General features: G+C 60.0%; 20 protein-coding genes and 1 pseudogene. 14 read left to right on the top strand and 7 right to left on the bottom strand.

All coding sequences use genetic code 11. From position 1 onward, the window contains the following. Positions 1-46: 46 nt before the first annotated feature. On the top strand, positions 47-982 hold the full coding sequence (locus KI237_RS15275; RefSeq protein WP_212795944.1) for an NADP-dependent oxidoreductase: 936 nt from the start codon (positions 47-49) through the stop codon (positions 980-982). 56 nt (positions 983-1,038) lie between these two features. Here the strand turns inward: KI237_RS15275 and KI237_RS15270 are convergent, their stop codons facing one another. After that, positions 1,039-2,265 carry an alpha/beta hydrolase family protein gene (locus tag KI237_RS15270; protein ID WP_212795943.1) on the bottom strand — a complete coding sequence of 409 codons (1,227 nt, stop codon included), beginning with the start codon at positions 2,263-2,265 and terminating at the stop codon, positions 1,039-1,041. A 32-nt stretch (positions 2,266-2,297) separates the two neighbouring features. Then, positions 2,298-3,221 carry a SphA family protein gene (locus tag KI237_RS15265; protein ID WP_502936986.1) on the bottom strand — a complete coding sequence of 308 codons (924 nt, stop codon included), beginning with the start codon at positions 3,219-3,221 and terminating at the stop codon, positions 2,298-2,300. A 378-nt stretch (positions 3,222-3,599) separates the two neighbouring features. On the opposite strand from KI237_RS15265, the gene KI237_RS15260 reads away from it, so the two are divergent. Next, a complete protein-coding gene (locus KI237_RS15260) occupies positions 3,600-4,511 on the top strand; it encodes a LysR family transcriptional regulator (protein ID WP_212795942.1) in 912 nt (303 codons plus the stop codon). Positions 4,512-4,615: 104 nt separating this feature from the next. On the opposite strand, the pseudogene KI237_RS30505 reads toward KI237_RS15260, so the two are convergent. Beyond that, a pseudogene (locus KI237_RS30505) lies at positions 4,616-4,782 on the bottom strand (His-Xaa-Ser system radical SAM maturase HxsB); the annotation flags it as partial. A 139-nt stretch (positions 4,783-4,921) separates the two neighbouring features. Next, positions 4,922-5,836 (bottom strand): LysR family transcriptional regulator, encoded by a 915-nt coding sequence (locus KI237_RS15255; protein ID WP_225917577.1) that lies wholly within the window; start codon positions 5,834-5,836, stop codon positions 4,922-4,924. Positions 5,837-6,093: 257 nt separating this feature from the next. Here KI237_RS15255 and KI237_RS15250 point away from each other — a divergent pair, with 257 nt between their 5' ends. From KI237_RS15250 to pgm, 5 genes are all read left to right on the top strand, one after another. After that, positions 6,094-7,119 (top strand): zinc-dependent alcohol dehydrogenase family protein, encoded by a 1,026-nt coding sequence (locus KI237_RS15250; RefSeq protein WP_003202189.1) that lies wholly within the window; start codon positions 6,094-6,096, stop codon positions 7,117-7,119. Positions 7,120-7,127: 8 nt separating this feature from the next. Next, a complete protein-coding gene (locus tag KI237_RS15245; protein WP_212795941.1) occupies positions 7,128-7,271 on the top strand; it encodes a hypothetical protein in 144 nt (47 codons plus the stop codon). A 526-nt stretch (positions 7,272-7,797) separates the two neighbouring features. Continuing rightward, positions 7,798-9,288: a hypothetical protein gene (locus KI237_RS15240; protein WP_212795940.1), complete on the top strand. Its 1,491-nt coding sequence runs from the start codon at positions 7,798-7,800 to the stop codon at positions 9,286-9,288. A 96-nt stretch (positions 9,289-9,384) separates the two neighbouring features. Continuing rightward, positions 9,385-10,782, top strand: coding sequence for an aminotransferase-like domain-containing protein (locus KI237_RS15235; RefSeq protein WP_212795939.1), 1,398 nt, complete (start codon positions 9,385-9,387; stop codon positions 10,780-10,782). A 90-nt stretch (positions 10,783-10,872) separates the two neighbouring features. After that, on the top strand, positions 10,873-12,519 hold the full coding sequence (pgm, locus tag KI237_RS15230) for a phosphoglucomutase (alpha-D-glucose-1,6-bisphosphate-dependent) (protein WP_212795938.1): 1,647 nt from the start codon (positions 10,873-10,875) through the stop codon (positions 12,517-12,519). 133 nt (positions 12,520-12,652) lie between these two features. Here the strand turns inward: pgm and KI237_RS15225 are convergent, their stop codons facing one another. Continuing rightward, positions 12,653-13,348: a pirin family protein gene (locus tag KI237_RS15225; RefSeq protein ID WP_212795937.1), complete on the bottom strand. Its 696-nt coding sequence runs from the start codon at positions 13,346-13,348 to the stop codon at positions 12,653-12,655. A 237-nt stretch (positions 13,349-13,585) separates the two neighbouring features. Here KI237_RS15225 and KI237_RS15220 point away from each other — a divergent pair, with 237 nt between their 5' ends. Then, on the top strand, positions 13,586-16,057 hold the full coding sequence (locus tag KI237_RS15220) for a UvrD-helicase domain-containing protein (protein ID WP_212795936.1): 2,472 nt from the start codon (positions 13,586-13,588) through the stop codon (positions 16,055-16,057). A gap of 154 nt (positions 16,058-16,211) precedes the next feature. Here KI237_RS15220 and KI237_RS15215 read toward each other — a convergent pair whose 3' ends face one another. Both KI237_RS15215 and KI237_RS15210 read right to left on the bottom strand, forming a co-directional pair. Further along, complete coding sequence (locus tag KI237_RS15215; RefSeq protein WP_003201764.1) at positions 16,212-16,490, bottom strand: DUF1652 domain-containing protein; 279 nt, start codon at positions 16,488-16,490, stop codon at positions 16,212-16,214. A gap of 193 nt (positions 16,491-16,683) precedes the next feature. Further along, positions 16,684-18,147 carry an MFS transporter gene (locus KI237_RS15210; RefSeq protein ID WP_212795935.1) on the bottom strand — a complete coding sequence of 488 codons (1,464 nt, stop codon included), beginning with the start codon at positions 18,145-18,147 and terminating at the stop codon, positions 16,684-16,686. 132 nt (positions 18,148-18,279) lie between these two features. On the opposite strand from KI237_RS15210, the gene KI237_RS15205 reads away from it, so the two are divergent. The 6 genes from KI237_RS15205 (at position 18,280) to KI237_RS15180 (ending at position 26,102) form a co-directional block, all read left to right on the top strand. After that, positions 18,280-19,185, top strand: coding sequence for a LysR family transcriptional regulator (locus KI237_RS15205; protein ID WP_212795934.1), 906 nt, complete (start codon positions 18,280-18,282; stop codon positions 19,183-19,185). Between the two features lie 332 nt (positions 19,186-19,517). After that, positions 19,518-20,975: a serralysin family metalloprotease gene (locus KI237_RS15200; protein WP_212795933.1), complete on the top strand. Its 1,458-nt coding sequence runs from the start codon at positions 19,518-19,520 to the stop codon at positions 20,973-20,975. A gap of 56 nt (positions 20,976-21,031) precedes the next feature. Further along, positions 21,032-21,469 (top strand): AprI/Inh family metalloprotease inhibitor, encoded by a 438-nt coding sequence (locus KI237_RS15195; RefSeq protein WP_502936983.1) that lies wholly within the window; start codon positions 21,032-21,034, stop codon positions 21,467-21,469. A 138-nt stretch (positions 21,470-21,607) separates the two neighbouring features. Further along, on the top strand, positions 21,608-23,407 hold the full coding sequence (locus tag KI237_RS15190) for a type I secretion system permease/ATPase (protein WP_212800615.1): 1,800 nt from the start codon (positions 21,608-21,610) through the stop codon (positions 23,405-23,407). Then, positions 23,404-24,738, top strand: a complete 1,335-nt coding sequence (locus tag KI237_RS15185; RefSeq protein WP_212800521.1) for an HlyD family type I secretion periplasmic adaptor subunit — start codon at positions 23,404-23,406, stop codon at positions 24,736-24,738. Before KI237_RS15190 ends, KI237_RS15185 begins: the two co-directional genes overlap by 4 nt. 14 nt (positions 24,739-24,752) lie before the next feature. After that, positions 24,753-26,102: a TolC family outer membrane protein gene (locus KI237_RS15180; protein ID WP_212800520.1), complete on the top strand. Its 1,350-nt coding sequence runs from the start codon at positions 24,753-24,755 to the stop codon at positions 26,100-26,102. Positions 26,103-26,256 lie beyond the last annotated feature (154 nt).

The raw sequence follows: 26,256 nt of genomic DNA, 5'->3' as shown, positions 1-26,256 counted from the left end.
GCAACAGCCTATCGTCTCGTCATCGCACTCAAGACGAGAAATTGCAATGAACACACTGCAACGCGCTGTACTGATCCGAGCCTACGGCGGCGCTGACGCCGCGCAAGTGGCCGAGATCGAAAAACATGAACCAGCACAAGGCCAGGTTCTGGTTCGCATTCGAGCCGCCGGCGTGAACGGCATCGATTGGAAGGTCCGTGAAGGCCTGGTGCGAAGTGCCTTCCCGTTGCCACTGCCGATCGTCCTCGGAGCCGAAATGGCGGGCGTCGTCGAGGCGGTCGGTGCCGGTGTCACGCGCTTTCGTATGGGCGATCGAGTTATGGGCGCGGTGGGTGGGCTGGGCGCGTACGCTGAATTCGTGACCGTCAGTGAAGCGAGTCTTTCCCCTACGCCTGAAACCCTGGATGACGTCCAGGCTGCGGCGATTCCCGTCGCCGCCGTCGCCGCCTGGAAGAGTCTTCATCACGCCGGGCCGATTCACCCCGGCCAGCGAATTCTCATTCACGGCGCGGCGGGTGCACTGGGCACCTATGCCGTGCAATACGCCAAGCGTGCCGCCGCTGAAGTCTTCGCCACGGCCGGCGCGGCTGACTTGGAGTATGTGCGCCGCCTGGGGGCGGACCACGTCCTTGACTATCGATCCCAACGTTTCGAGGACGTCATCCAGGGCATTGACCTGGTGCTCGACTACGTCGGGGGTGAGGTACTGGATCGCTCGTGGCAGGTGTTGGCGGAAAACGGCGTGATTGTTGGCACCTCATCCCCCGACATTCTGGCGCGCACGCCGGCGAATCGCCGAGGCCTCTGGTTCATGAACAAACCTGACCCCGCGTTGCTGGAGACGCTGGCCCAGGAAATCGCCAGCGGCACGCTGCAGTCCAGGATTGGCAAGGTCGTTGGTTTCAATGACATCCCGCAAGCCATCGAACGTAATCGCAGCGCCTCAGGAACCGGCAAGGTCGTGGCGGACTTCTCTCGCTGACTCACGTCGGGGAGGGACGAAGCCGCACAGCACTTCGCCCTCGGTTGCAGGGGGCGTCAGTTGGCGCAAGCCCCGGTTACGGCCTTGCCGGCAAATCTGTCCTTGATCCACGCCGTCACGTCGGCGAGCGACGTTTGGAGCATCCCCACATGATCGCCAGGGAACCAGCGCAGTACGATCGAGTTGCCGGCTGCGCAGGCCTTCTTGGCCTGTGCTTCGATCACGGCAGGCGGCGTGGCGTCGTCAGCTGTGCCGATGACAACCAGCAAGGGACCGGCAGTGGCCTTGTTACCTACTTGGTTGATCGCAAAAAAATCAGACACGTAGGGCTGGGTGGACCAGTCGGTCTTCAGCACGCTGCCGGGTTTGGCCTGTGCGAATGCCGCTTGCGCATAGAAGTAGCAACCTTTGTTCACCAGGTCGTCGTAGCGCGCCGCTGCTTCGGGGGTAAGCATCGTGTTGATGTCAAAACCTGGGAATTGCTGTTTGATCGCCCTGGCCATGTAGACGGGGTAGAACAAAGCGCCCTGTTGCTGAGCGTTAGCCTCAAGCAGATCGGCGCCGCCGACCGCCGGGGCGAGGGCCACGGAAGCCAGGTAATGGGGATCCCTGCGCAAGGCTTGCTGCTCGGCAACCCCCCACACGGCCTGAGCGCCTTGTGAGTGACCGATCGCGACCCATTGCCGAGTAACGCCTTTCACCGCTTTCTGAGCCGCAGGCACCGCGTTGATGACATCCGTGGCGTTGACGATTTTGTTCATGTAACCGTGGCCGCCTTCGGTGGCCAGACCTGCATAGTCAACGGCCAGCACGGCAAAACCCTGCGCCAGGAGCGGCATGACGTTGTAGCCCACATCAACCGAGTTCGAGGCGCCGCACATTTGCCCTACACCCATGGTGCCGTGCGCCCAAACCACCAACGGATAACCGTCCTTTGGCGCAGCGCCGGCTGGTTTGATCAGCACGGCTGAGGCAATCGTAGGGCTCTGATACAGGTCATTGGACCAGTACAGAATGCGGGTGGCGGACGCGCCTTTGGGAATACGGTAATCCTGCGCCTGCTCCGAACGGATCAACTGGCCTGGCGCGCCCGGCGTACCCGTGGGCTTGTTCCAGAATTTCCCAGTAGGAATAAACAGCGAGGATTCGAACTTGACGGCGTCCTCGACGCTATTGATGGGTGCAAGCCCTGCAAGCGTCGTCGACAGCCAGAAAAAAGTAGCGATTGCTGCCACTGAAGCTGATAGCGAATGGCGTCTGGTCATAATATTCTCAAGAGTCAAAGTGTGTGGGGTTTTAAGAGCAAGCGATCGACTTAAAACGAATGGGAGAGGCGGATGGCCGCGGTATAACCCTGCGCTCTATTTTCGGCGTCGAATTCCTTGTAAACATGAAACCAGACGGGAATGTTGCCGGGCTTGAAGTAAGAAATGGCGGGGCCGACGGCAATGACTCTGGAGCGGTTGCCATTCTCCAGGTTGAGCGCATTGTCATCACTGAGCTGACGGTAATAATAACCACCGAGGCCTACTGTCCAGTCGTTGATGTGCTGGCCTACGGCAAATTCGTGGCGATACTCCACGCCAGATTTATAATCGGTATCATGGTTCCTGGTATTGAAGTCCAGCTGGAAACTTGATGAAACTTCCAGTCCGTGTTCAGAAATCCAAGTGCCGTTGAGAATAGGAGAAACTGTCCAGTGATTGACGCCGGGGTTCAAGAAGCGGTCTTTATCATAATCCCCGGTGGGCGCTTGAATTTGCAGTTGCGCGTTGATGCCTATATTCGGCGCTACATGCCACTGAAGCATAATTGGCAGAATGCCTATATCCGCCTGCCTGAATATATCCGACTTGGTTTCGAAAACGGTCTGCCCGCCGGCATTGACTTTCAAATCGCCATTCATCTTGAAAAACGGCACCACCGCGCCAAAACCGTAGTTGGCGCCGAGAATCGTCGCATCGGTCATGCGCAAATAAGCCATCGAAAAAGACAGCACACTGACGGAAAAGTCATTGCCGGTGTCTTTGCCATGACCGTCTTTTTGCAAGGTTGTTTTATAGAATGCGGATCGACCGGCAATTGTCCCATTGGGCGTGGGAGGAGGTAAAAAGCCGGCACCGAAATCGTACACGCCATAGGCGGTAGTGGGAACGCCACTTTCTGTCGCATACGCTGCGCTGCCCCCTATTGCAAAGGACAACACAACGGCGGTCCGAGCACTCATGCGGATCTTCATGATTAGTCGCCTGTAAGGATTATTATTGTTCTTCTTTCGCCACAGCTTTACTGTTGTATTGCTCATTGAACGGCGAAGAAGCATGCGTGCAAAAATAAAACATAACCAACAAAATTGGGTTTGGTTTTGCCTCGCGCCTTACCTGGTACAGGCTGCTTGCGAGGTTTTTTGGCAGTCGCTTCTAAGTGTTATCAATGGTAGTTGCCTTGTATAAAGGTCTTGTTTTGATGGGGCATGAGCCAACAATCATTGAGGCATCGTCTAATAGTGTGTTACATGCCCCGGTCGGTTGTGTACAAGGTGTGGGTATAGTACAAGAGAAAAAATCACCGTGAAGGCTAGCCTTGCTCACAATGCTTTTTCCAAAACGGAAATACCATGGATAAATTGGGTGCGTTCAGTACATTTTTGGCCATCGCGGACAGTGGTAGTTTTAGCCGGGCGGCCAAGCAGCTAGGCAAAACGCCGTCGGCGATCACCAAAACAATCAGTCATCTTGAGGAGGAGCTTGGCGTAAAACTATTAGTGCGCAGCACGCATCACACGACCTTGACCGACGCGGGCTTCATCTACCTGAAGACCGCCAGGCAACTTGTGCTGAGCCTGGAAGAGGCAGAGGAAGAAGTCAGCCAATTGCGCGGCGGCATAAACGGGCCGCTTCGCATCGCGGCCCCGATGGCGTTCGGCAAAGCCTTTCTCGCTGACGCCTGTGCCGAATTTATTGCCCGCCATCCCAATATCCAGTTGAGCGTGACGTTGGGGGATGCGTCCATCAATCTGGATGAGGGCGGCTATGACCTGGCACTCAGGGTGGGCGAGAGTGATCGCATTATCTCGAAAGTAATCGCGCGCAACACGGTATTTCTATGCGCCAGTCCTGCCTATCTGGCGCGTAAAAACATTCCCATCAACCCCGATAACGTGCACGCGCAGGATTGGCTGCTTTACCGCAACCCGCTGTTGAGCAGGAGCTTCTGGCGTGCCAGTTATCAGGGCGAGCAGTTCAAGTTTGCATTCCCCAGGAAACCCCTCGTGGAATGCGATAACTATGATTTTTTATTGACCCAGGCACTGGCGGGATGCGGTCTGTTGATTGTGCCGCAGTGGAGTGCTGCACCTCTGATTGCTCAAGGTCTGCTGGTTCAAGTGATGCCTGACTACCTGATTGATCCCGAAGCCTTCGGACCGAACCTGGTGGCGGTTTACCCGAGTCATCATCGATCAACCCGCAAGGTCATTGCCTTTATTGAACACCTGAAAAGCTTTCTAACGATTCGGGTGTTGGATTAGCCGCTTGAGCATCGATGCCGGTGCGTATCGCTGATGGGCACTCTTGGTGGCAAACCCATATGGGTCCCGGCCCATCGAGCGAGGTCGAAAACTGGATGCGATAACAAGTGCAGTGCAGGGCCCTGGAAGAGGAAGTCCTTGCGGCTGCGATACTGCGCGGCCATTCCGAGAACGGGTCGTGGCGGCCTGGTTCGTAGATCAAGTGGCGGGCCAGCAGGTTCTTGTAAAAAGGCGTACTTGCTTGAACGTCGAAGTAACTGAGGGCTCGTACAGCGAGCGCGGGGTGCCGTCCGACAACTCGCCGCCGCCCGGTGGCGCATCGATCTCGAGGCGGCAATTCTCAGACCGGTATAGCGACTCGCAGAGAGTCCGGTCGGAGTTATCCTCATCAACAGCCTGCCCGACAACGCCTAAAGACTCTCAGGATCGCCAAAAAACATCTGAATCCGCGACCGCAACCAACGCTCCCCAGGATCGTTATCCTGAGATCCGCGCCAAGCCATGTGCAGCTCGAAGCTGCGCACCGGTATGGGGGGATCTTCGGCGCGGACACCGCCGGCGGCGGTCAGCGCGTCGGCAGTGTAGTCGGGCACGGTGGCGATGATGTCGGTGCCGGCCAGCAAGGTGCTCAGGCCGTTGAATTGCGGCACGGCCAGCACCACGTGGCGCTTGCGGTCGAGTTTCGCCAGTTCTTCATCGATGAAGCCGCTCAAGTCACCCGCGAAAGACACCAGGGCGTGGGGACGCGCGCAGAATTCGTCCAGGGTCAGGCGTCCCGGCGCGGTGTCGGCCCGCAATACCTTGGGCATGCTGCGCCGCAAGACCTTGCGCTTGGCGTTGGCCGGCAGGTCGTCGGTGTAGCTGACACCAATGGAGATTTCACCGGACGCCAGCAATCCCGGCATCAGAATGTAGTTGACCCGGCGCACCACCAGCACGATGCCTGGCGCTTCGGCCCGCAGGCGCTTGAGCAGCATCGGCAGCAGGGCGAATTCGGCGTCGTCCGACAGGCCGATGCGAAACACCGAGGTGCTGGTGGCCGGGTCGAACTCCGCGGCACGGCTGACCGCCGTGGAAATCGAATCCAGGGCCGGGGAGAGCAGGGCGAAGATCTCGACCGCCCGGGCCGAAGGCTCCATGCTGCGGCCGGTACGCACGAACAACGGGTCATCGAACAGGCTGCGCAGGCGCGACAGCGCGGCGCTGATGGCTGGTTGGCCCAGGAACAATTTCTCGGCCGCGCGAGTCACACTGCGTTCATGCATCAATGTTTCGAACACGATCAACAGATTCAGATCGACACGCCGCAGGTCATTACGATTCATCTGGGGTCCTGGCAGATTCGGCAAGCTTGACGTGAGCGGCCATATGGGAACAATGGCCGGCATGAATCTTACGGGGAAAGGCTGGTACTCTGCACCGGCTAATTGAGTTTTCTTAGGTCAGGTCTTACAGGATTGGTTGGTTTTTCTTGCTGCGGAATCAATGACAGGCATGTCGACTATTAATAGCCACTGATGGTCTTGGGTACAAAGCCCGGATAGAGTTCATGGCATTAGAGGTTACTTTGACGAGGTTTGCGATGTCCCGCACGATCCGTTTTCACAAGTTTGGTGGTGCCGAGGTGCTCAAATGCGAAGAGCATGCGGCGGCTCTTCCTGCGCCAGGAGAAGTGCAGGTCCGCGTCGAAGCGATCGGCATCAGTTGGTACGACACTTTGTGGCGCCAGAACCTGGCGTCCTCCCAGGCGCGCCTGCCTTCGGGCCTGGGCCATGAAATGGCCGGCGTGGTAACGGCCGTAGGTGATGGCGTCGATGACTTGGCCGTGGGCGACAAGGTCGCCAGCTTCCCGGCCGAGAGCCCGAACGATTATCCGGTGTACGGTGAGGTCATCGTACTGCCACGCACCGCACTGACCCGTTATCCCGACGTGCTCAGCCCGATCGAAGCCGCCGTGCATTACACGCCGCTGCTGATCGCCTATTTCGCCTACATGGACCTGGCACGGGTCAAACCGGGGCAATTCGCCCTGGTCACCGATGCCAGTCATTGCGCCGGTCCTTCCTTCGTACAACTGGGCAAGGCCTTGGGTGTGCGGGTGATCGCGGCCACCAAGACGGCTGACGAGCGTGAGTACCTGTTGTCGCTGGGCGCCGAGAAGGTCATCGTCACCGAAGAGCAGGACTTGCTGATGCAAATCAACAAGCTCACCGATAACCGTGGTGTCGATGTGGTCTTCGACGGCCTCGGCGGGCCGCAGATGTCGCTGCTGGGTGATGTGCTGGCACCGCGTGGCAGCCTGGTGCTATATGGCTTGCAGGGCGGCAACCAGACGCCGTTTCCAGCCTGCGCGGCGTTCCAGAAGAACATTCAGTTCTTTGTGCACTGCATCGGCAATTTCACTGGCAAGCCGGAACTGGGCATTCTCCAGGACCAGGTGGCCTTGCAACGAGCACTGCGCGATATCAATCAACTGACCGCCGACCGTGTGCTGTTGCCACTCAAGACTCGGGTCTTCCCGTTCTCCGAGTTTGTCGAGGCTCACCGTTACATGGGCGAATGCCCTTGCCGTGAACGTGTTGCCCTTCAGGTCGTCGACCCGGCCTGACCCCTGTCTTGCGCAAGAGTCATCGCTCGGGCTCTTGCGCTGCCTTCGTCCTGACCCCCATCCTTTCCTACGGCACCTCCTGCCTGGCGGTGCTGCGTTCGTACCTCGCCTTTCGCGCCTTGAATGGCCTGTCCCGGTTCGCTCAAGACTGAAACGGTCTGCCGACCAACATCTGAACTGGTTTTTGCCCTCAATCTGTATCTTCTAATCATTGTTTAAGTCTTGATAATTGAACGCTGATTTCCATATCAAGGAAGAAGTCGTGGTGCGGTATAACTTTTTCGAAGGTCTTCATCCTTCAGGGCATGTTCAAAAGGCAACGAATATTAATGGGTGCGGTGCTATCTATCGATCCTGGGGAAAGCAGGGCGGGATAGAGCATCAATTAAAGTTCGGCAAGTTCTTTATTTCTCGTACTCATTATCTGTGGGACGTTGTCGGAAATCTCCTAGGACGTGTCGGCCGGTCGCTGAGAGCCCCGGTTTTAGCGGCCATGGGCGCAGGACCGAAAAAACGAAGGTCGACTCCCAGCATATGTTTCAAATAATTACGACAAGCAACGCTTGAGCGTATTGCTAATACTCTTTGAGTACGAGAACAACCCATCTAGACCAACACGTCGCGCAGTCACGTTGGTGCGGGTGCGACGCCGATAGTTGAATTTCCAGGTAAATGGCTATGAGTGCAATTCATGAGCAGGCAATGACTCACGTGTATCAACAGATACTGCAACGACTGTCGGGTTTTTATACCCGGGCAGAACGTACCGCGTTGCAGCTCTTGATCCAGCGTTTAATTGTCGCCGCCGGAGGCATCGACCGGATCGGCGATTATCGGGTGTTGACGGTCCAGAACGGGAGCAGGGAGAGTTTCTATGTGCTGACCGCCTTGCGGGCCGCACAGCTGAGTATCGCCGGGCGGCATCCGGTGACTTTCTCCTTGCGCGTTGCCACGCCACGCTTGAGCGAGACCACCCAGGCGACGCTGGAGAATATCCACCGCTGCTACAGCGCGCTGTTTGTCTACGATGACCCCCGGGTCGAATTGCTGATGGCGGATAACCGCGAGGTGTTGCCTTTCAATCACCGGCAGCCCTTGTCGGTGGCGGGGCACGAAGCCAATCGAATGGACCTGTTGGTCCTGGGGCACCTTCGTGCGACCGACAGCCCCCTGGAGGTTGGGGACGATGGTTACCTGGCGATGGCCGAGTTCTACCGGCACATGGCCCGCTGGGAGTCGGGCGTGGATTCGTTGGTCAGCAGCGATACGCCGCGCCAGCAAAAACAATTCATATCGGGCCTGCGCCGCGCGACTCGCAAGATCGGCCTGCTGACCGAGCACGCCTGCGGTTTCGACAACCTCTTTGCCCATCTCGATACCCTGGGCGGTGATGTCTACCGGCATTTCTATGGGCCGGATCGCCTCGATGCATGGCGGCCCGAGGGCCATTTCGAGGCCTGCCGGCGAGTGGGCCACGTCGGCATCGACGACCTGATCGTCGTTCGTTCGGAGGGAACCAACTGGCCGCTCTTCAACGAGTTCCTGCGGGTGCAGACCGAGGGCCTTGTCCCATCGGCGCCCGAAAACGAATACATCAGCCCGCTGCTCTCGGCTCATTTGCACGGCCTGCAGGCGTGCTACCTGCACGGACGCAGCTATGAAACGGGCTACGGTGACTACGCGCAGCGGGCGATCATGATCATGCACCGCAAGCAACTCCCGGAACACGCCTGCGAACAGGCTCGGGCGCTGTTCGGCTCGCCCTCGTCGATTCCCGAGCGTCGCGCCTACGCCGCCCTTGAGGCGCAAAAGATCCTGGGGCTCAGCGAAACGCAACTGGTGTGCATGCTGTTCGCGCCCTTCGTGGGGCAGGGCGCGGGCCTTGAACATTTCCTGCGTTGCTGCCACCCGGGCATGCTGGTGGCGATGCCGGACCTGCACAAGGCCATGCAGGGCGCGACCGTCGCCGATCAGATAGCGCAGTGGATGGTCGATGTCAGCGGCCTGCCCATCGACATCCTTGGCAAGCTGTATCGGGCGAGTGCCTTCCTGCCGGAACAACCGGAAATGGCCCCGGGAGGCGATCTGCAACAGGCCATTGACGACGTCGACACGGCAGAAGCCGAACCGGCTGTCGATGGGCTGCACGAACGCTCGGCAAGGCATTGAGGAACGGGGTTTGAAGGACTCATCTACCTCGTTTTCAGTCGTTACCACCGGCGTTGCGACCGGGCTGGCGACGCCCCGTGCTCCTGGCCTGAGCCGATGAAAGGCTGCCGGGAGACAGATTTCGCCTACCAGGCGGTTTATCGATACCTGACCACGCTGATCAATGAGCTGGAGGTGGATGCGCGGGTTCGCCTGCCGTCGCTGCGGCAACTGGCCGAACGTCTGAACGTGTCGATATCGACTATCCAGTACGCTTATTCGCTGCTGGAAAAGGAAGGGCGGGTCTACTCGATCGCCAAGTCCGGTTACTACGCGCTACCCGCGCCCAGCATGGCTACCCTGGACGGCGGTGACGATTTACTCGAGACCCTGTACGTCAACGCCCGACGGCCAGGCATGCAGGTGCTCAGTGCGGACGAACCAGCGTCGATGCAGCCATTGGACAGCCCGCTGTTGTTGCTCGAACGCGAACTGCTGCGCCAGTACCCACGCTCGTCGCAGACACCCTCGCAACCCTGGGGCGAGCTGGAGCTTCGCAACGCGCTGGCTGCCCGCTACACCTCTTCGCCGGCCCGCTGCTGGAATGCCGATGACGTCTACATTGGCGCCGACCTGCGGGGCGTCCTGGAGATCCTGATCGCGGTGCTGGCCCTCAGGGACGCCGTGGTGCTGATCGAATCACCCTGCGATTGGACGGTGTTGCGCCTGCTGCAGGCGGCGGAGGTTCGCGTCATCGAGTTGCCGCTACTGGCGGGTGGGGAAATCAATGTCGAGCAGTTGGAACACCTGCTGCTGAGCGAAACGGTGCGCCTGGTGGTGCTGTCGTCAGTCTTGAGCATGCCCAGGGGCACGCTCGTTCCTGAAGAGAACCGTCGCACCATCGCTCATTTGCTGGAGCGGCACGGCACCTGGGTGCTGGAGAACGACAGCCATACGGACCTGGCGTTCGAGGCGCCGGTGACGCCTTTTCGAGACTTGCTCGACCCGGACCGGCTGATCGTCTATTCGACGTTCGAAAAAACCATCGGGTCGGAGGCGCCGTATGGCTACGTGTTGTCGCGCCAGTTGACCCTGCACCTGCAGCGACATTTCCTGCTGCGTGCGTATCGCTTGTCGCCAATTCGCCAGAAAGCCATCGCCCGGCTGTACAGCAACGGTCGGATTGACCAGCACTTGCTGGTGTTGCGTCGCCTGCTGCGCGAAAGTGCGGTTTCGACCACACAACTGCTGCGCGAGCGACTGGGGGACAGCCTGCAATGGGCAGAACCCCAAGGCGGTGCAACGATCTGGATGCAGTCGACGCGACGGGTCGACTTGCGGCGGGTTTTCCATCGGCTGCTTGCCCAGCGAATCGTCATCGCGCCGGGGGAACTGTTCAGCCTGCAGGGCCTGTATGAACAACATCTGCGCCTGACCCATGCCCTGAACGGGCCACAGGACATGGACGCTGCGCTCTGCGCACTGGCAGATGCCTTGAGGCTCGAACAAGCGTAATCGGCGGCAATGGATCGAACCCATCGCGCCATGGTCGAACTGTCAGTAAACTGCACCCATTTACCGAGCCACTCCACTCAGAGGTTTTGCATGACAGTCAGTCCATTTGCGGGCAAGCCGGCACCGGCAGAGTTGTTGATCGATATCCCGCGACTGGTGACGGCCTACTATACCGGCCGCCCCGATGCCTCGGTTGCGACCCAGCGCGTGGCGTTTGGCACCTCCGGGCACCGTGGCAGTTCCTTCGACCTGGGCTTCAACGAGTGGCACGTATTGGCCATCAGCCAGGCGATCTGCCTGTACCGCGAAGCCCAGGGCATCAACGGGCCACTGTTTATCGGTATCGACACCCACGCGTTGTCGACCCCGGCAGGTGCCAGCGCGCTGGAAGTCTTCGCGGCCAATGGCGTCACCGTCATGATCGCGGAGGGCGATGAGTACACCCCGACACCGGCCGTTTCCCACGCCATTCTCTGCTACAACCGCGGCCGCACCTCGGGGCTGGCGGACGGTATCGTCATCACACCGTCCCACAACCCGCCGCAAAGTGGTGGCTACAAGTACAACCCCACCAACGGCGGCCCGGCCGATACCCACATCACCAAATGGATTGAAGCCAAGGCCAATGAACTGCTGGCCAACCAGCTCGTCGGCGTCAAGCGCGTCAGCTACGAGCAAGCCCTGAAGGCCGACACCACTCACCGTCATGACTACGTCAACACCTACGTGGCGGACCTGATCAACGTCATCGATTTCGACGCCATCCGCTCTGTCGGGCTGCATTTGGGCGTCGATCCATTGGGTGGCGCAGGCGTGCGCTACTGGCCGGCCATTGCCGAGCACTATCGCCTGGATCTGGAAGTGGTGAACACCCACGTGGATCCCACTTTCCGTTTCATGACCGTCGACTGGGACGGGCAGATCCGCATGGACCCGTCCTCCAGCCACGCGATGCAAGGGTTGATTGGCCTGAAGGAACGCTTCGACGTGGCCTTTGCCTGCGACCCGGACCATGATCGCCATGGCATCGTGACCCCTTCCGGTGGCCTGTTGGCGCCGAACAACTACCTGGCAGTATCCATTGATTACCTGTTCCAGAATCGCCCGCAATGGCGCGCCGATGCCGCCGTGGGCAAGACGGTGGTCAGCAGCGGCCTTATCGATCGCGTGGCCAAGCGCCTGGGTCGACGGCTCTATGAAGTGCCGGTGGGCTTCAAGTGGTTTGCCGACGGCCTGTTCGACGGTTCCCTGGGCTTTGGTGGTGAAGAAAGTGCCGGTGCTTCGTTCCTGCGCAAGGACGGCGGCGTCTGGAGTACCGACAAGGACGGCCTGATCCCGGCGCTGTTGGCCGCTGAAATGACGGCGCGCACCGGTCGCGATCCGAGCCAGGCCTACCGCGAGTTGACTGACGAGCTGGGCGAACCGTTCTCGGTACGCGTCGATGCCAAGGCCAGCCCGCAACAGAAGGCGCTGTTGAGCAAGTTGTCGCCCGATCAGGTGGCCTCCACCGAACTGGCCGGGGAGAAGATCCAGAATATCCTCAGTCATGCGCCGGGCAATGACCAGGCCATTGGCGGCCTGAAGGTCATGACCGAAAACGGCTGGTTCGCGGCACGCCCGTCCGGGACCGAGGATATCTACAAGATCTACGCCGAAAGCTTCATTGGCGACGAGCACCTCAAGCAATTGGTGGCTGAGGCGCAAACGTTGGTGGATGGGGCTATCGCCAGCAAGTGACACCGTCGGCAAGCCTTGTCCCAACTATGTGGGAGCAAGGCTTGCCCGCGATCCAGACGATGCGGTCTTGAAAGCGAGGCCGTTTCGCGAGCAAGCTTTGCTCCCACACAAATTCCCCTCACCACAAGACCAATCAAGCGAGGTCGACGAGCACGATTTCGCTGTCTTCAATGGCGGTCACCCGCAATATCCGTTCATCTTCAATCGCAACACCGTCTCGAGCTTGTGCGCGCAACCCATTGATTTCTATCAATCCTGTGGCCGGTACAAGATAAGCTCGACGTCCGGCGTCCAGCCGGTATTCGACACTTTCACCCGCCTTGAGATTGGCCGCTACCAGTCGTGCGTCGGCGCGAATGCGCAGGCTTTGATCATCGCCGGCCTTGCCACTGGCCAAGGTCACGAAGCCTTCGCGCGAGTCCTTGGGAAACGGTTTGGCGCCCCATGACGGTGCCAGGCCTTCTTCGTTGGGGATGATCCATATCTGGAAAATGCGCGTGGCCGTCGATTCCAGGTTGTATTCGCTATGGGCAATGCCGGTGCCCGCGCTCATGACCTGTACATCACCAGCCTCTGTACGGCCCTTGTTGCCCAGGTTGTCCTGGTGGCTGATCGCACCTTCGCGCACATAGGTGATGATTTCCATGTCTCGATGCGGGTGTCGAGGAAAACCGCTGCCGGGGGCAATGACATCATCGTTCCAGACCCGCAAGTTGCCCCAGTTCATGCGTTGTGGGTCGTAGTACTCGGCGAACGAAAAATGGTGGTGGGCATCCAACCAGCCGTGGTTGGCTGCGCCCAAGGTGGCGAAGGGCCTGAGTTCGAGCATGTTCGTGTCCTTTTCGCTGAGTAGCGAAAGCGATGGTTGATGAGGCTATTTTCGTCGAGGAAAACATCGATAAAAAGCGTAAAAAACGCGTCAAAGCTATCGCCTATTTAGATATTAAACCGCGACCCAACTTTCACTTCATCGCCTAAACCCATGACTTAAAAGCTTTTGGGTGGAACCCGGCGGCAAATACAGACACCATAGCCCTCATGGTTCATGAACACCGGAGTCCTCAGCGTGGCGCAACACACTCCCGATCTTCCCCCCGAGCTTTTATCCCTGGCCCAGATGCCGTTGTTCAAGCGCTTGGCCGCCCGATTCTTCGGCCATGGCCTGACACGCCTGCGAGCCCAGCATCGCGCCTCCTGGTTGCATGGCCAGGCCGACGGTTTCCGCAGCGGTCATACCGCCGGCTTTGACTATGGCTACAAGGAAGGCCGAGCCGAAGGGCTCGAGGAGGGCCGTCAGGTCTTGTTGATCCGTGACTCACGCAGCACGGAGCATCCGGCACCGCAGGTCGATGATCTGCTGTTCGATGACTGGCGGCTGCCGCTGACCGCCGAGCTGAAGAAGCGCATCAAGGCGGATGTCGCCCGATTGCTACCGGCGCATGCGCAACCGAGCGCCGCGCAATGGAAGATGATTTTCAGCGACACGCCCTCGACCTCGGTGGTCGCCGGGGCCGGGGCGGGCAAGTCCACCACCCTGGTGCTGCGCATTGTGCTGCTGTCCCATTACTTGGGTTTTGAACTGGACTCGATGACCGTGGTGACGTTTACCCGCGAATCGCGCAAGGATTTCATCCAGAAACTGATCGAAGTGTTTGCCCTGTGGGGGCGAACCGTCAGCCTCAAGGAAGCCCGTGACCTGGTGCGGACATTCCATTCGCGCATCTTGCCCATGGTCCGCAGCCTGCCCGGGTTCGAACGGCTTCAAGCCTTCGAGACCCTGAGTCATCGCGCCGAAGCGGGTGACGATGATGCCCAGGGCAATCCCTTTGATTTACGCATCAACGACGCTCAGCGCCAGCAACTCAACGCCTGTTATTACAACCTTTACCAGCGTGACGCCCGGTTCCGTGAGCTGATCCTGCCGTTGTCCCGCCACGCGCTGCAGCTCAAGGAACTGGAACGCGATCATCCTGATGTGCAAAAGCGCGTCGCCGTGACCGAGCTGGCAGCCCAGCGCGACGAAGCGTTGTGCGATGCCGTCGAAGACCTGTGGTTGCGCGCCGGAGCCTGGCCGATCAAGGGTATCGAGCCAAAACGACAAACGTTCGAAATCAATGGTTCGACGTTCCACTGCCATGGCTACGCGCCTTCCCTGGATGCCTGGGTGATACTGGGGTTCGATCCGCGGGAAGACGCCCGGCTCAGTCGTCCGGGCGCCAAGTTGAGCATCCGCGCGGAATGGGCCGTAAAGCGCACCTTGTTTCAAGCTTTCTGTCGTAAGCCATTGATCTGGCTCGAAAGTTATGAGGCATCAAAACGTGTATTGGCGTCGATGGCCGGCGATGCCAGCGCCGGGCCCGGGTTCGACTACAAGGTCAAGGGCGAGCTGGGCTCAGCGCCATTGCTGGACTGTTTTGTCGCGGCGGCAGGCTTTATCGAGAACCTGGGCCTGGATGTCCCGGATGCCGTGGGCCGGATGTCCTTTGCCCAGGATGACCCTGATCGGTATTTCTTCGAAGCCTTGAGTCGCTATTGGCGGGCATTCGAAGACCATCTGCTCGACCAATCGCCGCCGGTCATGACCTATAACCGCATGTTCGCGCTGTTCAGCGAGCACTCGCCGGAAAACTTCAAGTTGCTGGGTGATGCATTGCTCAGGCCGCTTTCGCACCTGATGATCGACGAATTCCAAGATGTATCACCGCAGATCGTCTCCTGGCTTCGAGCCAGTCTTCGGGAAGTCCGCAGCCGTGGCCCCGCACTGCACGTGGGGCGTGGCGCCCAGCGTTCTTCCTTGTTGTGTGTGGGGGACGATTGGCAATCGATTTACGGCTGGCGCGGCAGTTCACCGAGCTATTTCATGGCGTTCAACAAACAGTTCCCGTCGCCGGCGACGACCCGGGCCATGCTCACCGACAACTACCGCAGCCACCAATACATCATTGATGCGGCCGAGCACATCGTGCGCGCCGCTACGGCTATTCCTGGCAAAAAGGCCAAGGCCAGTGGCAGTGCTCGTTCGCTGAGTCCGGTCAACGTTTTGGATCGAGACGACGAAGGGTTGGCACTGCGACTGGAAGAGCATTACCGCAAGGGTGATTCGATCTTGATGTTGTATCGAAAAAGCAGCGATAAGCTATTGATAGAAAAGCATATTACTCATCTAGTTAATATGGATTCTAGGTTGCCGTACGATGCACGGCGACTCAGGCAGATGACTTATCACAGCGCCAAGGGGCTGCAAGCCGATGCGGTGTTTCTGTTGGGTGACTGCCAGCACCTGAGCAGTTCACCCTACAAGAATCAGGTCTATCGAATGGCCGGATTGGGTCAGGACGGCGATACCGCCGCCTACGACACGGCGCAAAAGGACGAAATCCTGCGCCTGGCGTATGTGGGCATCACTCGCGCAGTGCAGCACTGTTATTGGTACGTCGATGGCCAGGACGGCCAGTCGGCCAATGGGCCCAAGGCTTCGGATCGTATTGCAGGGGACAAGCCCTTTTTTGCTGACCATCGCCGCGTTCGTAAGGGATAAGGTTTTTGTGCGTGGGATGGGGTTTGGGGTGTATATCCGTTACCGGAAGAACTGGGTACACGCACCGATCAATCCAGAGACCACCCAAAAGCGGCGCATTCCCCAAGAAGGAAGGCGCCGCTTCTAGCTTTTAAATGATCAGCATCACTCCCTGTCAGGAGGCAAACCGGCGCAACCCCACCGGCGGCACAAAGGCTTCCAGCTCGGCCTCCACCGCCTCGATTATTCGTTCCACATCCGGCGCATTCATCACGGTCGCGCAGGGGATACCGGCAATGGCGATCATGGTCTCGCCGCTGGCACGGTCAAATAGCCTGGCAACCATGCTGCCAGGGGCATCCATGCTCGCTTCGAATCCCATGGGATGGAAGTGCCAGCGCATCAATTGGCAAGCGTTGGGGAACGTAACCTTGCTGAAAGATCCTTTATTCATGTGTTGCCCGCCTTCTTCAATCGAGCGCTTCCTTTTGCTCATGTCAGGAAGGAAGAGCCATCATGGCTCTACCAGTGAGAACTAAAAATAGCACCTGAAAATGAAGCTCACGTGGATTTTTTCAGTCCGTTTTGCGATTGGTTCACTTTTTTTGATCTGCATCACGACTTAAGCAGTAATGCTCAGAATGCCATCACGCTTGGCCGGGGTTGTCCTGGGGCTTGGGCAATGGCTCCGGGACGCGGCCTTTCCAGGCGATGAGCAGGGCCAGGATCATCATCGCCAGGGCGACGGCGAAGGTCATGTGCAGACCGTTCGTCACGGCTGCGGGGCTGGCGTGGGTGATGTCATTCGTCACCGCCGCAGCCGCAAACACTGCGCCGAGCACGGAGGCTCCGGTGAAAAAACCCAGGTTGCGCGACAAATTGAGCAGCCCGGCGATGACGCCTCGCCTCTGGGCCGCTACATCGGCCATGACCGCCGTGTTGTTGGCCGTCTGGAAGAATGCGTAGCCGAGGGTCGTCACCACGATAGCCATGAGGTAGCCAACGGTGCCAAGGACAGGGGAAACCAGTGACAGCATCAGGCAGCCGAGGACCATGGCCGCCAGGCCGACGAGCCGCATGGGTTGCACGCCGAAGCGATCCGCCAGGCGCCCGGCAGGCACTCCGGCCAGCGCCGCGACGGACGGCCCCCCGGCCAGCACCAGCCCTACGAAGGCCGCCGGCAGTCCGAGGGAGATGGACAAGTAAAAAGGCCCGACCAGCAGCGTCGCCATCATGACCGTCGCGACCAGGGCGCTCGTCGCCAGACCCGATACCAATGACTTGTCGCGAAACACGGTCAAGGGAATCAGCGGCGATACGGCCCGGGACTGGGCTCGAATGAACAGTCCGCCGCCCACGAGCGCGATGAGCAGCAATGCGATATTCAATCCGCCAAAGCTCCCGCGCCCGGAGGTCATGGCCAAGGCATAGGCGGCGAGCGTCATTGCCAGCAGCATTGTACCGGTTACATCGAAGCGGGTGCCTTCGGGCTTTGGCGGCACTTCGCGCACGGGTAGCGAGTACCACGCCAGCCCTAGCGTCATTAGGCCGAGGGGGATGTTGACCAGGAACAAGGCCGGCCAACCGAACCCGCTGATCAACATGCCGCCAAAGGACGGTCCGAGGGCCGTGCCCACTGCCGATAGCGTTGCCAGCAGTCCCATGGCGCTGCCGGTTTTGTCCTGATCGACCGTTTCGCCAACCAGCGCAAGGGTCAGCGTCATCATGATGGCGGCACCCAGGCCTTGCAGCGCCCGACCTGCGACCAGCAGCCAAAGCGAGGGTGCCAGGCCGCATACCGCCGATGCCAAGGTGAACAGGGCGATACCGAGCAATAGCAGCTTGCGACGGCCCATCAGGTCTCCCAAGCGGCCGACACTGACAATCAGCGAGGTGATTGCCAGCAGATAGGCCAGCACCACCCATTGGACCTGCTGGAAAGAGGCGCCGAGCGCCTCGGCCAGCGTCGGCAGTGCCACTGCGGCCACACTGGCACCAAGGGAGGCCAACAGCGTCGAGAGCGCAAGGCTGGCCAAGGCCCAGCGGGGTGAAAGGAGCCGGTGTGCGGGCGCAGTTGCCGGCCGGTTTTGTTGTGTGTTGACGGGTTTCATCGTGTCACCTGTATCCGTGGCGCTCGAAACGGAGCTGTCAGAACGTTACGCCTGGGCATAACATGGCGGAAGACGCAGCATTTGCATGTTATAGCTGCAGCAAACGCCATCTGTGCAATGTGAGATACCGCCATGTCCTCGCCAGACCTCAATCTGCTCGTCACCCTCGATGTGTTGCTTTCGGAAGGCAGTGTGGCCAGGGCCGCCCGGCGCTTGCACCTCAGTCCGTCGGCCATGAGCCGGGCGCTGGCACGGCTGCGTGAAACCACCGGCGACCCGCTGTTGGTTCGGGCCGGGCGAGGGCTTGTGCCGACACCCCGCGCGCTGGAGTTGCGCGAACAGGTCAGCCATCTGGTGCAGCAGGTCCAGGCCGTGCTACGGCCAGTGACGACCCCGGATCTTGGGCGCTTGAGCCGAACTTTCACGTTGCGTACCCGTGAAGGGTTCGTGGAAAACTTTGCCATCGAACTGATCACTCGTATCCACGAGCAAGCGCCCGACGTGCGCCTGCGTTTTGTGGAAAAGACCGACCGGGACAGCACTGCGCTTCGCGAAGGCACCGTGGACCTGGAGACCGCTGTCGTGGATAAGGACACCAGCCCGGAACTGCGAACCCAGGCGTTGTTCGGCGACCGCTTGATTGGCGTGGTGCGCGCGGGACACCCGCTAAGCCAGGCAGCGGTGAGCGCCGCCGGTTATGCCGCAGGCGGGCACGTCGGTGTCTCGATGCGTGGCCTGGATCATGGTCTCATCGACCAGGCCCTGGCGGCTCTGAATCTGTCCCGGGAAATCGTCACCACCGTGCCAGGTTTTTCCTCGGCACTGGGGCTGGCCCGCTCCAGTGACCTGATCGCCAGCGTGCCTGAACGCTACACCACGAGCCTGCGGGTCGGCCTGCACAGTTTTGCGCTGCCGTTTCCCGTACCCGGGTTCACGATCGCCATGCTCTGGCATCCGCGGATGGACGCCGACCCTGTGCATCGTTGGCTTCGAGGTTGTCTGCGAGAAGTGTGCGCACGTAAAACAGTAGAGATTTAGTAGATATTGATTAATAGCATTTCGCTGGCACTTAGTTGGCGAAAGTGCGACATCCTTCGCAGAAGATTAGTTATCCATATTTAATATTTAAATAGAATTTTGTCCGACAATCCGTAACTCGGACGATTGAACGTGAGCACTAACGCGGCAGAACCCTATTGTTTATGGGGTGTGAGGACAGGGTGTGAAATCGAACGAAAAAAATTGCTAGACGTTTGATTTCCAATTGTGTCAGGTTTCTTACGTCCTCATTGGGCGAGTGATAGGACGATCTCGCCAGAGATCGCCTGTCAGACTAAATCTGTTCCATTTGCAAACAAGGAAGTGTGTTTATGTCGAAAGTCAAAAGCAGCGCTATTGATTCTGCCGAACAACTCCTCTGGGCGCCGCAATCATTGGCGGCTCCCAGTAACGCATTCAACCAGATCAATAGTTTCAGCCACCAATACGACCGCGGCGGTAACCTGACCGTCAACGGCAAACCGTCGTACTCTGTCGACGAGGCGGCCACTCAGTTGCTGCGCGACGGCGCGGCTTACCAGGACCGGGACGGCAGCGGCAAGATCGAGCTGACCTACACCTTCCTGACTTCCGCCTCTTCCAGCACCATGAACAAGCATGGGATCAGTGGTTTCAGCCAGTTCAGCGCGCAGCAGAAAGGCCAGGCAGCCCTGGCCATGCAATCCTGGGCGGACGTAGCCAATGTGACCTTCACTGAAAAAGCCAGCGGCGGCGATGGCCACATGACCTTCGGCAACTACAGCGGCGGCCAGGATGGCGCGGCGGCGTTCGCTTATCTGCCGGGGACGGGTGCTGGCTATGACGGGACCTCCTGGTACCTGATCAACAGCAGCTACACCCAGAACAAGACCCCGGACCTGAACAACTACGGCCGCCAGACCCTGACCCACGAAATTGGTCATACCCTCGGCCTGGCCCACCCGGGTGACTACAACGCTGGCGAAGGCAGCCCGACCTACGATGACGCCACTTATGGCCAGGACACCCGTGGCTACAGCGTCATGAGTTACTGGAGTGAAAGCAATACCGACCAGAACTTCAGCAAGGGCGGCGTCGAAGCCTACGCCTCCGGTCCATTGATGGATGACATCGCGGCCATCCAGAAGCTCTACGGTGCCAACACCACGACCCGTACCGGCGACTCGACTTACGGTTTCAACGCCAACACCGGTCGCGATTTTCTCAGTGCGTCTTCGTCGTCGGACAAAGTGGTGTTTTCGGTATGGGATGCGGGCGGTCGCGATACCCTGGATTTCTCCGGTTTTACCCAGAACCAGAAAATCAACCTCAATGATGCCTCGTTCTCCGATGTTGGCGGCATGGTAGGCAACGTCTCCATCGCCAAGGGTGCCGTCATCGAAAACGCCATCGGCGGCTCGGGCAGCGACCTGCTGATCGGCAACACGGTGGCCAACGAGCTCAAGGGCGGCGCGGGCAACGATATCCTTTGGGGGGCCGGCGGTGCCGACAAGCTCTGGGGTGGCTCGGGGTCGGACACGTTCGTGTTCGCCGCCAGTTCCGATTCGCGGCCCGGGGCGACGGACCAGATCCTCGATTTCATCAGTGGCCTGGACAAGATCGACCTGACCGGCATCACCAAGGGTGCGGGCCTGCATTTCGTGAGCGCATTCACCGGTGCGGCGGGCGATGCGGTGTTGTCGACATCGGGTAGCAACAGCCTGCTGTCGGTGGACTTCTCCGGGCACGGCGTGGCTGACTTCCTGGTCAGCACCGTGGGCCAGGCAGCGGTCTCGGATATCGTGGCCTGATGTCCCTGTCCCGTGGGGGCGGATGCTCCTGCGGGATCCCGGCCAGGATGGAAGATATGCGTAGAAAATTCATGCCCAGTAGCGTCCAGGCAACCGCCGGGTTGCTCGCTACGCTGATGATGTTTTGTGGAGAAGTCGCCATGGCGCGCAGCCTGTTGTTAGCAGAACCCTCGCAGTTGGCCGGTCAATGGCAGGCCGTTTTGTCGAGCCCGCAGGACAATGCGCAAACCCAGGCGATGCAGGACAAACCGTCCAACAGTTGCCTCGTCGAACTCAAGGCGGACCAGACCCTGGGCGGGCAAACCGAGTGCCTGGGCCAATGGCTGGGGGATGAACCGGTTCGTTGGTTCACCGAACCCGACGGACTTTCCCTGATTGGCAAACAAGACTCCAGGACTCACTTGGGGATGCGTCAGGGAGATCATTATCAAATGACGTTGAAGTCCGGTTTGATACTCAGGTTTGAGCGCAATAAATCCCAGCGTGCTCATTAACGAGTGAGTTCAGTTGAGCCTTGATCGAAGTGCGCTTGTTTAAACAGTCGTGCGTTTCTGCCTGGGCCGAATGGAAATACCAAGATTGGTAAGTTGAATAGGGCCCGTTCGCAGGCTTAGCCAGCAGCAAGGAAGATGATGAATAGGGTAAGGAACGTTGTTGCGGCGCCGCTGTTTAAAGCGCTGGGCGATTATAAAAATATTCTGATCAGTGTTGGATGCTTTACCGCGCTGATTAATGTCCTGATGCTCGCGCCTTCGATTTATATGCTCCAAGTATATGACCGTGGGTTGTCATCACAGAACGAGACCACACTGGCCATGTTGTCGTTGATGGTAGTGGGCTTCTTCGTGTTCATCGGGCTGCTGGAAATGGTGCGCAGCTTCGTGGTCATCCGCATCGGGAGCCAGTTGGAGAGACGTTTCAATCTGCAGGTGTACAAGGCCGCGTTCGAGCGCAATCTGCGCCAGGGTGAAGGCAACGCCGGGCAATCCCTGGGCGACCTCACGCATATTCGCCAATTCCTCACTGGGCCGGCGCTGTTCGCGTTCTTCGACGCGCCGTGGTTTCCCATCTATCTGCTGGTGATCTACCTGTTCAACGTGTGGCTCGGCGTGTTTGCCTCCGTCGGCACGCTGGTGCTGATCGGCTTGGCCTGCCTGAACGAGGCCATGACCAAAAAAGCCTTGGGGCAGGCCAGCGTCTACTCGCAACAATCCAGTCAATTGGCTACCAGCCATTTGCACAACGCCGAGACGATCCAGGCCATGGGCATGCTCGGGGCGCTGCGCAGCCGCTGGTTCGCCGTGCACTCACGGTTTCTCGGCCTGCAGAACCAGGCCAGCGACACCGGCGCGGTAATCAGCGCCTTGAGCAAGACCCTGCGCCTGTGCCTGCAATCGCTGGTGCTGGGCTTGGGCGCACTGCTGGTAATCAAGGGCGACATGACCGCCGGGATGATGATTGCCGGTTCGATCCTGATGGGACGGGTGTTGAGCCCCATCGACCAGTTGATTGCCGTGTGGAAGCAGTGGAGCGGCGCCAAGCTGGCTTACCGGCGTCTAGACGCGCTGTTGCAGGCATTTGCGCCCCAGGATGAGGGCATGACGCTGCCAGCGCCCAGAGGCCAGGTGAGTTTCGAACAAGTGAGCGCGGGACCACCAGGACAACGCAACGCGACGTTGCAGCAGGTCAGTTTCAGCTTGGCTGCCGGAGAAGTGCTCGGTGTGCTGGGGGCGTCCGGTTCCGGCAAGTCCACCCTGGCCCGAGTCCTGGTGGGCGTGTGGCCGACCCTCGGGGGTACGGTGCGCCTCGACGGGGCTGACATTCATCGCTGGAATCGTGAGCAACTCGGCCCGCACATCGGCTATCTGCCCCAGGACATCGAGCTGTTCAGCGGCAGCATTGCCGAGAACATCGCCCGGTTTCGTCAAGCCGATCCGCAAAAAGTCGTCGCCGCCGCGCAGCAGGCCGGGGTCCATGAACTGATCCTGCGCCTGCCCCAAGGCTATGACACGGTGCTGGGGGAGGGCGGCGGTGGCTTGTCCGGCGGGCAGAAACAACGGGTCGCCCTGGCCCGGGCGATGTACGACCGGCCGAGCCTGGTGGTACTCGACGAACCCAACTCCAACCTGGACACGGTTGGCGAAGCGGCGCTCGCCAGTGCCATCGCACAGATGAAGGCCCAGGGCACCAGCGTCGTGCTGGTCACTCATCGTTCCTCGGCACTGGCCCAGGCCGACAAGTTGCTGGTGCTCGACGAAGGCCGGCTACAAGCCTTCGGCCCAAGCCAGCAGGTGTTGCGGGCGCTTTCCGGCCAGTCAGGCCCACAGGACAACGCGCCGCGCAGCTCACCGCCGAACAGTCCCCAGGCGACCCCCAACGGACTGAGCATGAGTCGCCAGTACCAGGCCACCAGCAAACCCGGTGGCGCATGAGCCAGGAGCGCGACATGAATCTCGAACATTCCCAGGACATTGAGCACTCGGAGCGCGACGCTCGTTTCTTCACCCGCATCGGCTGGGCGTTGGCGCTCATTGGTGCGGGCAGTTTTTTCACCTGGGCCAGCCTGGCACCGCTGGACCAGGGCATCCCCGTGCAGGGCACCGTGGTGGTTTCAGGCAAGCGCAAGGCGGTGCAGTCGATGAGCAGCGGTGTGGTCAGCCGGATCCTGGTGCGCGAAGGCGAAGCGGTGACGCAGGGCCAGCCGCTGTTCCGCCTGGACCAGACCCAGGCCGCCGCCGATGTGCAATCGCTGCAGGCGCAGTACCGGATGACCTGGGCGAGCCTGGCGCGTTGGCAAAGCGAGCGGGACAACCTGTTGCAGGTGAATTTCCCGGCTGAGCTGAGTCGCGATCCTGACCCACACCTGGCCCTGGTGCTTGAAGGCCAGCGGCAACTGTTCAGCAGCCGCCGCGAAGCCTTCGCCCAGGAGCAGGCGGCATTGCGCGCCAGCATCGAAGGCGCCGCGGCGCAATTGGCGGGCATGCGCCGGGCCCGCAGCGACCTGACCGCCCAGGCCGAATCCCTGCGCCTGCAACTGGGCAACTTGCAACCCTTGGCCGACAACGGCTACATCCCGCGCAACCGCTTGCTGGACTATCAACGCCAGCTGTCACAAGTGCAGCAGGAACTGGCGCAGAACAGCGGCGAAAGCGGGCGAGTGGAGCAGGGGATCGTCGAGTCGCGCCTCAAGCTGCAGCAGCATCACGAGGAATACCAGAAAGAGGTGCGCAGCCAGTTGGCCGACGCCCAGCTCAAGAGCGAAACCCTGCAACAGCAACTGAAATCCGCCGGCTTCGAGCTGCAACACAGCGAAATACTCGCCACCGCCGATGGCATCGCCGTCAACCTGGGGGTGCACACCGAGGGCGCGGTGGTGCGCCAGGGCGACACCTTGCTGGAAATCGTCCCCCAGGGCACGCGGTTGGAAGTGGAAGGGCATTTGCCGGTGCACCTGATCGACAAGGTCGGCCCGCATTTGCCGGTGGACATCCTGTTTACCGCTTTCAACCAGAACCGCACGCCGAGGGTGCCGGGGGAAGTCAGCTTGATTTCTGCCGATCAGATGCTCGATGAGAAGACCGGCGCGCCGTATTACGTCCTGCGCAGCAGCGTCAGCGATGTGGCGATGGACAAACTCAACGGCCTGGTGATCAAGCCCGGCATGCCGGCCGAGATGTTCGTGCGCACGGGCGAGCGCTCGTTGCTCAACTACCTGTTCAAACCGCTGCTCGATCGAGCCGGCTCTGCGTTGACCGAAGAATAAGGATGTCCGGCGGTATGAAGCGTTTCTATTGGGTGGCCGTGCTGGCCGTTTCCGTGTGCAACAACGCCTGGGCCATGGGGCCCTTCGAGTTCTACGAGCAGGCCCTGCGCAATGACCCGGTCTATCTGGGCGCGATCAAGGAGCGCGATGCGGGCCTGGAAAATCGCGCCATTGGCCGCGCCGGGCTGTTGCCGCACCTGGGCTACAGCTACAACAAGGGTCGCAACCAGTCCAAGGTCACGTACCTCAATGATCGCGGCGCCAGCCAGCATGACGATCGCAACTACAGCAGCTACGGCTCGAGCCTGACGCTGCAACAACCGCTGCTGGACTACGAGGCGTACGCGGCCTACCGCAAGGGTGTCGCCCAGGCGTTGTTCGCTGACGAAAGTTTTCGTGGCAAGAGCCAGGAGTTGTTGGTGCGGGTGCTGAGTCATTACACCCAGGCGCTGTTCGCCCAGGACCAGATCGACATTGCCCAGGCCAAGAAAAAGGCGTTCGAGCAGCAATTTCGCCAGAACGAGCATCTGTTTCGCCAGGGCGAAGGTACGCGCACCGACATCCTCGAGGCGCAGGCGCGCTATGAACTGGCAATCGCCGAAGAGATCGAGGCACGCGATGAGCAGGACGCCGCCTTGCGCGAGCTGGGCTCGCTGATTGGCGTCCCGGCCCTGGATATCGGCGACCTGGCCCCGTTGCACGACACCTTCCAGACCTTTGCCTTGCAGCCGGCCAGTTTCGACACCTGGCACGCGTTGGCGGTGAGCAATAACCCCAGCCTGGCGTCCCAGCGCCAAGCCGTGGACGTGGCGCGTTTCGAGGTGGAGCGCAACCGCGCCGGGCACCTGCCCAAGGTCAGCGCTTACGCGACGATGCGCCAGAACGAATCGGAAAGTGGCAACACCTACAACCAGCGCTACGACACCAACACCATTGGCCTGGAAGTCAGTGTGCCGCTGTACGCCGGTGGCGGGGTCTCGGCGTCGACCCGCCAGGCCAGCCGCAACATGGAACAGGCCGAATACGAACTCGATGCCAAGACCCGCGAGACGCTGATCGAATTGCGCCGCCAGTTCAGCGCCTGTGTGTCCGGGGCGAACAAACTGCGCGCTTATCAAAAGGCCCTGAGCTCCGCTGAAGCGCTGGTGGTCTCGACCCGGCAAAGCATTCTTGGCGGCGAGCGGGTCAACCTCGACGCACTCAATGCCGAACAACAGCTCTACACCACTCGCCGCGATCTGGCCCAGGCCCGTTATGACTACCTCATGGCCTGGACCAAGCTGCATTACTACGCCGGCACCCTCGGCCCGCAGGACCTGGCGAAGGTGGATGAGGCGTTTGTGTCCCGGGCAGATATTCAATGACAGCGAGGATGCTTTTGTGGCGAGGGAGCTTGCTCCCGCTGGGCTGCGTAGCGGCCCCAAAAAAAGCCTGCGAGCGCTTCGCACTCGAGCGGGAGCAAGCTCCCTCGCCACAAAAGCCAGGGCAGGCCATAAAGCAAGGTCAACCAAAGAAGGT

The organism is Pseudomonas sp. St316 (genome assembly GCF_018325905.1).
Lineage (GTDB): Bacteria > Pseudomonadota > Gammaproteobacteria > Pseudomonadales > Pseudomonadaceae > Aquipseudomonas.
The sequence above is the reverse complement of the archived record's forward strand: the minus strand, read 5'-3'. Positions and strand labels throughout refer to the sequence as shown.